9 protein-coding genes are annotated in these 13,417 nt (G+C 37.5%); all 9 read left to right on the plus strand.

Translation table 11 applies throughout. The annotated features are described in order from the left end of the window. Positions 1-4 precede the first annotated feature (4 nt). The 9 genes from bglX (at position 5) to L1999_RS10955 (ending at position 13,408) form a co-directional block, all read left to right on the plus strand. On the plus strand, positions 5-2,251 hold the full coding sequence (bglX, locus tag L1999_RS10915) for a beta-glucosidase BglX (protein ID WP_235743564.1): 2,247 nt from the start codon (positions 5-7) through the stop codon (positions 2,249-2,251). 381 nt (positions 2,252-2,632) lie between these two features. Beyond that, positions 2,633-4,039 carry an MFS transporter gene (locus L1999_RS10920; protein ID WP_235743565.1) on the plus strand — a complete coding sequence of 469 codons (1,407 nt, stop codon included), beginning with the start codon at positions 2,633-2,635 and terminating at the stop codon, positions 4,037-4,039. A gap of 68 nt (positions 4,040-4,107) precedes the next feature. Beyond that, the gene (locus L1999_RS10925) at positions 4,108-6,786 is read left to right on the plus strand and encodes a glycosyl hydrolase (RefSeq protein ID WP_235743566.1); all 2,679 of its coding nucleotides are present in this window, start codon (positions 4,108-4,110) and stop codon (positions 6,784-6,786) included. A gap of 82 nt (positions 6,787-6,868) precedes the next feature. Then, positions 6,869-7,825: a helix-turn-helix transcriptional regulator gene (locus L1999_RS10930; protein WP_235743567.1), complete on the plus strand. Its 957-nt coding sequence runs from the start codon at positions 6,869-6,871 to the stop codon at positions 7,823-7,825. Positions 7,826-8,116: 291 nt separating this feature from the next. Beyond that, the gene (locus L1999_RS10935) at positions 8,117-9,613 is read left to right on the plus strand and encodes an ABC transporter substrate-binding protein (RefSeq protein WP_235743568.1); all 1,497 of its coding nucleotides are present in this window, start codon (positions 8,117-8,119) and stop codon (positions 9,611-9,613) included. A 256-nt stretch (positions 9,614-9,869) separates the two neighbouring features. Next, positions 9,870-10,775, plus strand: a complete 906-nt coding sequence (locus L1999_RS10940; RefSeq protein ID WP_235743569.1) for a sugar phosphate isomerase/epimerase family protein — start codon at positions 9,870-9,872, stop codon at positions 10,773-10,775. 60 nt (positions 10,776-10,835) lie between these two features. Then, complete coding sequence (locus tag L1999_RS10945; protein WP_235743570.1) at positions 10,836-11,963, plus strand: Gfo/Idh/MocA family protein; 1,128 nt, start codon at positions 10,836-10,838, stop codon at positions 11,961-11,963. 12 nt (positions 11,964-11,975) lie between these two features. Next, positions 11,976-12,416, plus strand: a complete 441-nt coding sequence (locus L1999_RS10950; protein WP_235743571.1) for a C-glycoside deglycosidase beta subunit domain-containing protein — start codon at positions 11,976-11,978, stop codon at positions 12,414-12,416. Positions 12,417-12,436: 20 nt separating this feature from the next. Continuing rightward, positions 12,437-13,408, plus strand: a complete 972-nt coding sequence (locus tag L1999_RS10955) for a sugar phosphate isomerase/epimerase family protein (RefSeq protein ID WP_235743572.1) — start codon at positions 12,437-12,439, stop codon at positions 13,406-13,408. The last annotated feature ends 9 nt before the right edge of the window (positions 13,409-13,417 follow it).

The following is a 13,417-nucleotide window of genomic DNA, read 5'->3' on the forward strand; positions in this document are numbered from 1 at the left end:
ATATATGCTAAACGTAAGTAATCAGGAAAAAGTGATGAAAAAAGATTATGAAAGTAAAATAAATGAATTGATTAGCAACATGACACTAGAAGAAAAGGTGGGCCAGCTTACACAATTTCTTCCATCTATATTTGGCGCATTTGGAATGACAAAAGACGAAATTATTGCCAAATTGGTCGAAGGTGAAATTTCATATGAGGAATTTCAAGCCATGGAGAGAAACTATCATAAAGATGAAATTAGAGATGGTCTCCTCGGTTCCATGGGAGGAGTTACCGGTGCAGATCTTTCAAATGAATTACAAAAAATTGCCGTTGAGGAGTCCAGATTAGGAATACCGCTTCTCTTTGGCTTAGATGTAGTCCATGGCTATAGGACAATCTTTCCTATTCCTCTCGCAGAAGCCTGCAGCTGGGATCTGGAATTAATTGAAAAAACAGCAGAAATTGCCGCAAAAGAGGCCTCAGCTGCAGGCATTCATTGGACCTATGCACCAATGGTAGATATTACAAGGGACCCGCGTTGGGGAAGGATTGCTGAAGGGGCAGGCGAAGATACATATCTAGGAAGTATGATTGCTGCTGCTAGAGTCAGAGGATTTCAAGGAGAGGATTTAACTAAATCTGAGAGAATACTAGCATGTGCAAAACATTTTGCTGCTTATGGTGGAGCAGTTGGCGGCCGTGACTATAATACCGTGGACATGTCTCTGCAAACTCTTCACGAAGTGTACCTGCCACCGTTTGAGGCTGCGGCAAAAGCGGGTGTCGGTACATTCATGAGTGCGTTTAACGATTTGAATGGTGTGCCATGTACGGTAAACAAATATCTATTAACGGATATTTTAAGAGAGCAGATAGGATTCAATGGGTTTGTTGTAAGTGACGCCAACTCGATAGCTGAAGTAGTTGTTCATGGAGATTCAGAAAATAGGAAAGAAGCCAGTAAAAAGGCATTATTGGCGGGCTTAGAAATGGATATGAGTCAGGGGACGTATAAGGAAGATTTACCGGAACAACTGAAGAACGAAACAATACCTCAAGAGGTTTTAGACGAAGCCGTTAGACGAATTTTGCGCGTAAAATTTCAGATGGGACTTTTTGAGAAACCTTATAGAACCAACAACGAGATTGAAGAAAAGACTTTATTGGCACCTGAACATGTAGAAATAGCGAGAGAAATGGCAAAACGTTCAATTGTTTTATTAAAAAACGAGGATCATATTTTACCATTAAAGAAGAACCTGAACAAAATTGCAGTAATCGGCCCATTGGCTGATAATAAAAAGGAGATGCTCGGTACTTGGGCCATCACTGGTAATGAAGAAGATGTGGTTACCGTTCTTTCTGGAATAACTTCTGCGGTTGATAAGGACACAGAGATAGTCTATGCTAAGGGCTGTGAAGTCATTGGAGATAAAGGGGCAGACTTTAATGCAGCTGTAGAGATTGCCAATGAATCAGACGTCATTATTGCAGTTGTTGGTGAAAATGCCGACATGAGCGGTGAAGCTTCCAGCCGAATGGATTTGAATCTCCCTGGACAACAAGAAGAATTATTAAAAGCATTACACCAGACAGGTAAAGCAGTCATAGTAGTCCTAATTAACGGAAGACCATTATCCATTCCTTGGGCTCAAGAAAATGTATCAGCTATTGTTGAAGCATGGCAGCTGGGCAGTCAGACTGGCAGCGCTGTCGCGGATGTGTTGTTTGGCGATTACAATCCAAGTGGTAAATTAGTGTCAACTTTCCCTTATTCAGTTGGACAAGTTCCTATTTACTATAATCATCCGCGTACAGGCAGACCTGCAAGTAAGATAAAATTCACTTCAAAATATATAGATGGACCACGCGAACCATTGTATCCTTTTGGCTTCGGTTTAAGTTACACGACATTTAATTATGACAACCTTGTTGCAAATTCTCTAGAGGTTACCAAGGATAGTATCTTAACGATTAATATAGATGTAACGAATACAGGGAAACGTGCCGGTGAAGAAGTTGTCCAGCTTTATTGTTCTGATGTCGTTGCTAGCAGGGTAAGACCGGTTAAGGAATTGAAAGGCTTTAAAAAGATCGATCTGCAGCCAGGAGAACGGCAAACTGTTACATTTGAACTAGATATTAATAGTCTTGGTTTTTATAATGAGGAGATGGAGTATATAGTTGAACCTGGTTTGTTTAAAATATTCATCGGGTCAAACTCTCAAGAAGGACTAGAAAGCGAATTTAAAGTTTTAGAGAAATAAATTAGAATGGATCGACAACCTATCACTTGTTATAGGTTGTTTTTTTATCCTCTCAAAAAAGATAACTATAGGTAGCCTGTCCTAGGTAATTATTAATCTATTTTTAATTAAAGTGTGATAAAATGGCTAAAAAAATCAAACTAATGTCGGTTGATAAAATAAATGTCGGAATTTAATGAAAAAAGGTTAAGAATTATACCTACTTATTTAATCTTATCGTAGGAACACATAAAGGCTCACGATAAAGGATAAAAAATTGTACTTATGTGTTTAATTAATTGAAGGCGGTTACATATGGTCTGCGGTACGATAATTGTAACAGTAGCTACTGAATGTTTTACAAGTTTATACTTGAGGTATTTTGAACTAGGAGGATAAGAGATGGCAAATGGAGCAGTTCCACAAACAAAAGAAAGTTTGGTAGTGCCTCAAATTAATGGTAATCTTGGTTTTCTTACAAAGTTAAGTTATGGATTTGGTGAGTTCTCTGCCAGTGTCGTTTGGAGTTTAGCGTCTTCCTATCTATTATTTTTTTATACAGACGTTTTTGGCATCGCTGGCGGTGCTGCAGCTATAATCTTGCTTGTAGCAAGGGTATGGGATTGCTTTGTCGACCCGATTCTCGGTTTAACCATGGAACGGACAAAGAGCAAACATGGACGTTTTAGACCTTATATTCTATACGGTGCATTAGCACTTGCTGCTCTAAATATATTAACCTTTTACACTCCGGATCTTTCAGGAACCGGTAAGGTTATATACGCTGGTGTAACCTATCTATTATTAGGTACGGTCCACTCTGTAGTAAACGTACCATATGGTGCCCTTGCAACAGTCATGACGCGGGATACTCACGAAAGAACCAATTTAAATGCTTATAGAGGAGTTTTTGGACAAGTTGCTGGTATTCTTACGGGTGCCGCGGTAATGCCTTTAATTACTTTATTAGGACATGGTAACCAGCAACATGGATTCTTCTATGCAGCCATTGTATTGTCAGTCGTGTCTGCTCCACTATTATTCTTAACCTATAAGAATTGTAAAGAAGTAATTGAGCCAGCAATAAATGAAAGACCATCAATAAAAGAATCGTTAGTTGCTGTAGGTGCTAATAAACCATTACTATTAATCATAGTAAGTCTATTCGTAGTATTATTGGGTGTCTTTGGAAGAATTGGGACTGTAACTTATTACTGCATTTATGTATTAAATCGTCCGGATTTAATTGCTGTTTCTTTTACAATTCTTTCCGTATGTGGCGCAATCGGTTCTTTCATCCTACCGTTTATTGCAAAGTTTTTTGAAAAGAAAACACTCTTAATCGTTGGGTCGACGATAACGGGGATTGCCTTTATTGCCATGTATTTTACACCGGCAACGAATATTAATATGATTATTGTATGGACGATCATATCAAGTTTACCAACAGGTTTTGCCAGTCCAATGGTTTTTAGTATGGTGGCGGATAGTATCGACGATTATCAAGTAAAAACAGGTATACGGGCTGACGGTGCGATTTATTCCTTTACAAGTCTTTCAACCAAGATTGCAAGCGCTTTAGTAGGAGCAATCAGTGCAACCATCCTGGGAGCAATTGGTTATGTGGCCAATAAACAACAAACCCCTGAAGTAGTTCATGGTATAAATATGTTAGTAAATTTAGGACCAGGTGTTGTTTATCTCTTAGCCACCATTCCATTGTATTTTTATAAAATCTCGAAAGCAAAAGCGATGGAGAATACAGATGAACTTTTAAAGAGACGAACCGGAGCTGACTTTGTAAAATAGTATGTGATGAGCTTATAAGTTACACTAGCTGTGTAGCTTATAAGCTATTTTAATAGGAGGTTTGTATCATGGATAAGACCATACAAGATCTAGTGACTCATCAAACCGGAAATTATATCCTGCCTTTTCTATGGATGAAAGGGGAAGAAGAACAAGTTATCAGAGAAGAAATTGCTAGAATCTTTGAATGCGGGATCCGAGGAATTTGTGTCGAAGCAAGGCCGCACCCTGATTTTGCAGGTCCAGGCTGGTGGCATGATCTGGATATTGTCATGGATGAGGCCAAACAAAGAGGAATGAGGGTTTGGGTATTAGACGATGCCCATTTTCCAACAGGTTATGCCAATGGATTAATTGAGAAAAAATATCCGAACCGAAGGAAAACATATATCAACTATAATTCAGTTGATGTATTAGGTGCACAAAATGAAGTAACGATACATATCAGCCCGATGTTAAAACCAAAGACCTCATGGTTAGATATTGGGAAACCAATAGACAAAGAGGAACAAAAAAATAATAAATTAATGAGTGTTGTAGCTGGAAAACTAGTAACAGATGGAATAATTACTGAAGAATTAATCGATTTAACTGACCATGTTAAGGATGATTTTTTAACCTGCACCTTACCAGAAGGATCATGGCGGATTTATGTGGTTTATGAGACGAAAACCGATGGCGGCAACCCGAAATATATTAATATGATTGATGAAGATTCTGTCAGCACTCAGCTTGAAGCGGTATATGAACCACATTTTCAACATTACAAAGACGAATTTGGGAAGACATTTGCCGGATTTTTCTCAGATGAGCCCGCTTTCGGAAATGTTAATGGGTTTGAATTTAATGAATCAATCGGAAGGAAAGACATGCCATTACCTTGGAGTGAAGAAGCAAAAACTTTGCTTTCTGAAGCTCTAGGGGATAACTGGAGAGCGTTCTTACCCTATTTATGGAATAGCACTGAAGAAATGAACATTTGTGTCCATACTCGTTATATCTACATGGATGTTGTTACCCGTTTATATGAAAAGAATTTTAGCAAACAATTGGGCAATTGGTGTGAAGCACATAATGTTGAGTATATCGGGCATGTGATAGAAGATAATGATCAGCATAGCAGATTAGGCAGTGGAGCGGGTCATTTCTTTAGAGCATTGTCAGGCCAGCATATGTCCGGGATCGATGTGATTGGCGGGCAAGTGATTTTTGGCGGTGCCGGATTAGAACGCCGTGGAATTTTTAAGGGAGATGGAGAATTCTATCACTACACTCTTGGGAAATTAGGCTCGTCCTATGGACATCTCGATCCGAAGAAAAAAGGGCGAACCATGTGTGAATTATTTGGTGCTTATGGGTGGAAGCTTGGCGTTAGAGATATGAAGTATATCTTAGACCATCTAGTTGTCCGTGGCATCAATCACCTTGTTCCACATGCATTTTCAATGCGTGAATACCCTGACTTTGATTGTCCTCCGCATTTCTATGCACGTGGACATAATCCGCAGTTTAAACATTTTGCTTATCTGATGCACTATGCTAACCGCTTATGCCATATTTTTAATGGCGGCAGGCATGTGGCACCTGTAGCTGTTTTGTATCACGGGGAGAGTGAATGGACAGGTGAATATATGAAAATGCAAAAGCCTGCTAGAGCCCTTACTGAAAATCAAATTGATTTTGATTTTGTTTCGATTGATATGCTGAATAACTTAGAAACCTACAATGGAAAGTTAGAGAATAACCATTTAACGATTAATGGCGAAGAATTTAAATGTTTAGTTATTCCTTATAGTCAATATATAACAAAAGAGTTGGCCGCTTTTATTAGAGATGCAGCTGGTTTAGAAATTATTTTTGTTGATGGAAAACCTGAAGGGATTTCTAATGTTGTAGATGGACAGGAAGTGTCTGAACTATTAAGAGCGGTGGAAAAATATAAGGTTGTACCTCTAAGTGAGTTGGCTAAAGAGCTTAAAGAGGAAGGAATAGTTGATCTTCAATTAAAGAAACCATTCAAGGATTTAACCTATTATCATTATGAAAAAGAGATTAGTATTTACATGTTTCAGAATGAATCAGCACATCAAACTTTTAGTGGAGAAATTGAACTTTCTGGTGGAGAATTTGCTATAATCTATAACGGACTTGAGAATAAATTTGAGAAGATAGAAGTTAGGAATGTAAACGGAAAAAGTATTATTCATCTGGAGCTAAGACCATATGACTCTTGTGTTCTATTTGTGAGTGACAAAACCCTAGACGGAGAGTTTGAAAAATATCGTCCTTACTCAATAAAGCTTAATGAATGCAAGAAAACGATCGATTTATCCAAAGGCTGGAATTATTCTTTGGTAAAAAACATGGATTATCCGAATTTTGGCGAAGTAACTCAAATGAATGAATTGGTCCCAATTTCTGCTATAGACCCAGCTTTTACAGGAATTATTAAGTACGAAAAGACATTTGAGCTTGCAGAAGTTCCAAGACAAGGGATTTTAGCTTTTGAATCTGTTTACGAAGCCGTGGAATTATTGATTAACGATGAATATGTTGGAATGAAAGTTTGTCCACCTTATATTTATGATGTTGCGGACTATTTAAGGGAAGGCACCAATACCATCCGTGTTGAAGTAGCAACTACATTGGACAGGGATCGTTTTAATCATCCAGAACCTCCATTTATTGTATGGCATGATCCTATAGACCCAACCGGTATGTTTGGAAAGATTACGTTGTCCTTTTAATGATGATGCTAAAAAAGGTGTGTAACCTTAAGAGGCACACCTTTTTTAACAGTTCTATAGATTATCTGCAGGGGAGGCGCTCATGAAATATCCATATGAAAGTGCGGTCATAAACGAAGAGATTCCGATGTTAATGTTAATGACAAGTGTGAGATATGTCGCGATGCATTGGCATGACCGGATTGAATTTTTGTTTGTTTTGAGAGGTCAAATTCATGTTTTTGTGGGGGGAGAGGAGTATCCACTACAAGAAAATGATTTGCTCCTGATTAACAGCAATGAAGTTCACGGTGTGGAATCAAGCGAAGATAACCGGGTATTACTACTTCAAATACCGCTAACTTTTATTGAAAAGTGGTACGAAAATATTGAAAAGGAATCCTTTGAGTGTCAATCCTTTCAAACTGATGATCAAGAAAGGTTTGATCATATTCGTATGTCGATGATTCAGCTGATGTTTACATTAAGAAAAAGAGAGCTAGGGTATGAGATTAAAATTCATTCATTACTTTTAGACATCGTTTACAATCTTATAAGTCAATTTAGAGTGACAAATCATAAGCTAATAAACCGAAATAGCAGCAAAGATATAGAACGTCTAACAAGGATTACCAGCTATATCCAAAAAAATTATATGAATCCGATTACCTTAAATGAAATTGCTGAAAATGAAGAGTTGACGGTTCCATATTTATCACGATATTTTCAGCAGCATATGGGGCAGTCTTTTGTAAAATATTTGAACGGGATTCGACTGGAACAGGCAGTAATGTATTTATTGGAGACCAATTGGCCAGTTATTCAGATTGCCATGGAGTCAGGTTTTTCGAGTTTAAATACATTTCACAAATTGTTTAAAGATACCTTTCATACAACCCCCTATCAGTTCAGAAAAAATCAGCAGAAAACCTTGGGTAACTCTCTTAAAAATGAAGCAAAAGGAATCGAAAGTTATGAATATACCGAAGAAGTCGATCTGAATGAATTGGAAAAGTATTCAGAGAGTAGAAATGACAGTAGACCAAGAGGTAATAATTAAAAAAAGAATTGAATAAAGATGATTCACCGCGAAGACGTTGAACCTTTGCGGTTTTATTTTTGAAAATTATATATATTCAGAAAATATTAAAAATTAATATGATTTTTCTTAATTAATTGAACGATTTCTAGTACTTTCCTCCTTATAATAAGCGGTATATGAACAGATGGTTAAAATAATATAACCATTTGGAAAGAGGGGGTATACCTTCAGAGTTTATATTGATTTTAGTTATGGTCTTATTTAAAAATGACAGCGGTTTCAAAGAAATAAAAAAATGGGGGTTCTTTAATGCAAAAAAATAAAAAGTTAATAAGTATAATGCTTGCGTTTTTTTTACTAATTCTTTCAGCATGCAGTTCGAATAAAGAGAGTGCTACAATTGAAAGTTCAGGTTCAGGTGAAAAAATATCTGAAGTGAATATGGTCTTTTTTACAACTGAGATACCCAAAGATCTCAAACTAGTACAGGATCAAATTAACAAGATATCCGAAGAAAAGATCAAGGTAAGGGTAAAATTAACACCCATAAATATAGGTAATTACGTTCAACAGATGAATTTGATGTTATCTAGTAATGAAAAAGCGGATTTAATGCTTGTTACCTCCTTTTTTGGCTATACATCACAAGTAGCGAAAGGACAATTATTACCATTGGACGATCTGGTAGATAAGTATGGCCCGGATATTAAAAAGACAATGGATCCGGATTATTTGAATGCTGCCAAAGTTTCTGGGAAATTATTCGCTGTTCCAACTCTTCGAGATATGGCAGGAGCACCTGGTATAAATATGCGCAAGGACTTGGCAGATAAATATAACATTGACATTAATAAAATCAAAACACTGGATGATGTAGAGGCCGCTCTGAAAACGATCAAGGAAAATGAGAAAGGGATCACTCCATTTGTTCCTTTTCAGCCTGGAGCACAGGCAACTGTCGTTTATAACTGGTTCGATCCGCTAGGTGATACAATGGGGGTTCTACCAAACTACGACAATAATATGAAAGTAGTAGACTTATATGAAACAGATGAATATGCGCAGTTTGTTAAGACAATGAGGAGATGGAATCAGGAAGGACTTACATTAAAAAATGCTACTACCAATGTAGACCCTGGTACAACGTTAGTGAAGTCAAATGCAGGCTTTAGTTATTTCGGTCCTCAAAAACCTGGTGTTGCTTTACAAGAATCACAAATAACTGCTAAGCCAATGGTGACTACTTCACTTTCAAAACCAGTTACTACCACATCAGCCGTAACCACTATGATGTGGGGAATTCCACAGAGCTCTCAGGTTCCGGAAGCAGCAATGAAATTTCTTAATTTAATGTATGGAAACAAAGATATCGTGAATTTGCTAGACTGGGGGATTGAAGGAAAACATTATGTAAAAGTATCGGATAATGTGATCAAATATCCAGATGGGGTAAATGCCGGAAACAATGGTTACAACTTAAATATGAGTTTTGCAATGGGGAATTCTTTTCTATCATATGTATTCGAAGGGAATAATCCAGACATATGGAACGAAACGAAGGAGTTTAATAAAAGCGCGATTAAATCGAAAGCACTTGGATTTAATTTTGATAGTTCATCCGTTAAAACAGAAGTTACAGCCGTTACCAACGTCGTTGCTAAATACGCACTAGGACTTGAATCAGGTTCATTAGATCCTAATAAGAGTCTGCCTGAGTTCATTAAAGGTTTAAAGGCTGCTGGCATTGATAAGATCATTGCAGAAAAACAGAAACAATTAGATGAATGGGCAAAAAACCAAAAATAAGCTTGTATTTCAAACCTAAAAGGCGCAGTTTAACATGCGCCTTTTAGGTTTTTTTTGGATATTTGGATAAGGTTAAAAATTACACTATCATTTTTAATCTGTTAATCATATAAAAATAAAGAATCTAGGAAAAAGGACGAAAATCTATACCGGAGATGGTTAATTAAAGTAAGGGAACCTTTCTATAAAGAGGTTATGATATATATGTAAGCGGAATCAGTAAATATTTAATAGAAACATAGGAGGACCGGACACAATGAAACTTGGATTTAACAGCGCAATATTAAATGAATGCACCTTTGAAGAAGTAATTGACTATGCAGCTGAAAACGGTTTTTCATGTGTGGAGCTTTGTGCATGGCCGAAGGGGATAGCGGCCCGTAAATATGCTGGTGTTACCCATCTTGATGTTGATAACTTAGATGTGGATTATGTCAAGAATTATACCGAAGCAAAAGGAATCAAAATTTCCGCGATTGCTTATTATCCGAATGCTTTAGATGAGGATCCAGAGAAAAGTGAATACTACGTTGCCCATATCAAAAAATGTATTGAGGCAGCACGCAAACTAGATGTTAACATGGTCACTACATTTATTGGTCGAAACCAAAAGCAAACAGTGGAAGAAAATTTAGAAACGATGGCAGCGGTTTGGAAGCCTGTCGTAGAGTTTGCAGAAGAGCTTGGAGTCAAGATTGCAATTGAAAACTGCCCGATGTTATTCACTACAGACGAGTGGCCTGGCGGACAAAATCTTATGACAACACCAGCCATCTTCCGTCGTGTATTTGGATTAATCCCCAATAAAAACTTTGGATTGAATTTTGATCCATCGCATTTTGTTTGGCAGCAAATGGATTATATTAAGCCTTTATATGAATTCCAAGAGCGGATCTTCCACATCCATTTCAAAGATATCAAGGTTTATAAGGATCGCTTAAACGATGTGGGAATCATGGCAACACCGCTTGGGTATATTTCGCCTAAACTACCAGGTCTTGGAGATGTCAATTGGGGCCAATATGTATCCGCTTTAACCGATATTGGTTATCGTGGATTCGCTGTCATTGAAGTAGAGGACAAGGCATTTGAAGATTCACTTAAATCCAAAAAAGATTCCATTAACATTAGTAAAAACTATTTGAGCCAGTTTTTTGCTTAAATAGATTATCAATTTATATATCTAATAAAATATTTTAAACAAAAAAGGAGAATGAATATTATGGGGAAATTAAAAATTGGTATTATTGGCTGCGGTGGTATTGCAAATCAAAAGCATTTTCCAGCATTATCACAATTTAAAGAAATTGCTGAAATGGTGGCATTCTGTGATATTCAAATTGAACGTGCTGAACAAGCGGCAAAAGAATATGGAACTGAAGATGCAAAAATTTACGTTGATTATAAAGAACTATTAAAAGATGAATCGATTGATCTTGTGCATGTATTAACTCCAAACGTAAGCCATAGCCCGATTACAGTTGCAGCATTTGAAGCAGGTAAACACGTAATGTGTGAAAAACCAATGGCCCACAATACAGAAGCGGCTCAAAAAATGATGGAAGCTTGGAAAAAATCCGGCAAGAAATTCACAATTGGATATCAAAACCGTTTCCGTCCAGAGGTTCAGTCACTTTATAAAGCTTGTGAAAAAGATGAGCTTGGAGATGTTTATTTTGCAAAAGCACATGCCCTTCGCCGCCGCGCAGTCCCAACATGGGGAGTATTTCCCGATAAATCCCAACAAGGCGGCGGTCCTCTAATCGATATTGGTACACACGCTCTTGATATCACTTTATGGATGATGGATAATTACAAACCAGTTTCCGTAACAGGTTCGGTTTTCAATAAATTAGGTAATCTACCAGAAGCAGTTGAAGGAAACATGTTTGGTCCTTGGGATCCAGAAACATTTGAAGTGGAAGATTCAGCATTTGGTTACATCAAAATGGAAAATGGAGCAACGGTTTTCCTTGAATCATCTTGGGCACTTAATGTACTAGAATCAAGAGAAGCGGCTACAACTCTTTGTGGAACAAAGGCAGGAGCACAAATCGATTCCGGCATGAGCTTCCGCAACAATGAGTTAATTTATAATAGCTCACGCAATGGTATGTTAACAGAAGAGAGAAACTCTGCAGGCGGCGCGATTGCATTCTTTGAAGGCGGAGCTAATAAACCAGAAGTACTAGAAGCAAAACAATGGTTAGAAGCAGTTAAATATGATAAAGAACCACTAGTAAAACCAGAACAAGCATTTGTTGTAACAAAAATTTTAGATGCTGTTTATCGTTCTGCTGAAACTGGAAAAGAAGTTGTTTTTGAACAGGAAACAGTTGCAAGCAAATAGGAGGTGGACAGTGTGGCATTTAGTATGAAATTACCTTTCGTCGATGTTGTTTGCGATGAAAGTTTAAAAAATACCTATGTGAATGGTAATAAGTTAGGGTATGAATTCCAAATTCGCTTGAGTAACTATCGCGGACATTACTTATCCTGTATTGAGGAATTTGTGGTTACAGTTGATGGTCAAGAAGTGAATTCTGATGATATCACCTTTGAACTTAATGAAAAAGAGTTTACCTTAAGACAGCTGCCAGGTCTTATTTCAGAGTTTTGGAATTTGATAGACCCAGCTACGATTAGTGTATTTTCTCCTGGCGGTTTAACAGAAGGGCAACATCATATTGATGTGAAAATGATGTTAAGAATCCCTTATATGGCCGTTCCCGGCAGTAAAAAAGAACATGATTATGCGCAGTTAGATTCTTGCGGCAGCAAAACATTACAGGTGAGAGATTAGGAGAAAGGAGGTAACATCAAGTGAGTAATATTAAATTAGGTGTTTCTCTCTATAGCTTTACTGATGAATATGTGAAAGGCACATTTACATTAGAGGATTGCATTCGCACCGCAGCTGAATTTGGCGCGGAAGGATTTGAGTTGGTAGGTACGCAAATGCTGCCATCCTACCCATATGTAAATGACAAAGTTTTAAATGAATTTAAGGCCATGACGAATCACTATGGGATTGAATTTATTTCTTACGGAGCGAATGCAGACCGCGGTGTCAGATCGGATCGTGATTTAACAGAAGACGAATTGCTTCAGTCGTCTATTATTGATTTGAAAACTGCAAATAAATTGGGTTGTAAAATTATGCGTGCCCAGTATCTTATTGGGCCATCCGTTTTCGCCCAATTAGCGCCTTATGCAGAGGCTTATGGCATAAAGGTCGGAATTGAAATTCATAATCCTGAAACACCAACATCACCAAACATCCAGAAGTTCACCGAGGTAATTGAAAAAACAGGATCTCCTTATCTTGGATTTGTCACTGATTTTGGTACCTTTGCGACTCGTCCAAATAAACCGCATTGGGATGAAGCCTTAGCGAATGGAGCGCCTTTGGAATTATTAGAAATGGCAGCTCAATTACGTTATGATGGTGTGCCAATGATGGAAGCAAGACAACGTTTACTTGATGCTGGTGCAAGTGGTGCTGTCATGGGTGCTTTCCAAGGAATGTATGGCTTCGTTACTTTCTACAACGAACCGGATTATGAAGGGTTAAAGCAAATCATGCCACACATCATTCACTTCCATGGAAAATTCCATTATATTGATGAGAGTTTGGAAGAAGCAAGCATTCCATATGATAAGATCTTACCGATTATTCAAAACTCTGATTTTGATGGTTATATTGTCTCAGAATATGAAGATCATTTATCGGGAAGAGCTTTAGAAATGACTAAACGTCATTTACAAATGGAGCGGAAATTATTAGGTAAATAGTTTATAATA

Origin of the sequence: Neobacillus drentensis (genome assembly GCF_021560175.1) — a bacterium.
GTDB lineage: Bacteria > Bacillota > Bacilli > Bacillales > Cytobacillaceae > Neobacillus > Neobacillus drentensis_A.

Bases quoted from the DNA above. Each gene is read 5' to 3' on its own strand.
- L1999_RS10925 (WP_235743566.1), top strand. From the start codon at position 4,108: ATGGATAAGACCATACAAGATCTAGTGACTCATCAAACCGGAAATTAT.
- L1999_RS10935 (WP_235743568.1), top strand. From the start codon at position 8,117: ATGCAAAAAAATAAAAAGTTAATAAGTATAATGCTTGCGTTTTTTTTA.
- bglX (WP_235743564.1), top strand. From the start codon at position 5: ATGCTAAACGTAAGTAATCAGGAAAAAGTGATGAAAAAAGATTATGAA.
- L1999_RS10945 (WP_235743570.1), top strand. From the start codon at position 10,836: ATGGGGAAATTAAAAATTGGTATTATTGGCTGCGGTGGTATTGCAAAT.
- L1999_RS10920 (WP_235743565.1), top strand. From the start codon at position 2,633: ATGGCAAATGGAGCAGTTCCACAAACAAAAGAAAGTTTGGTAGTGCCT.
- L1999_RS10930 (WP_235743567.1), top strand. From the start codon at position 6,869: ATGAAATATCCATATGAAAGTGCGGTCATAAACGAAGAGATTCCGATG.
- L1999_RS10940 (WP_235743569.1), top strand. From the start codon at position 9,870: ATGAAACTTGGATTTAACAGCGCAATATTAAATGAATGCACCTTTGAA.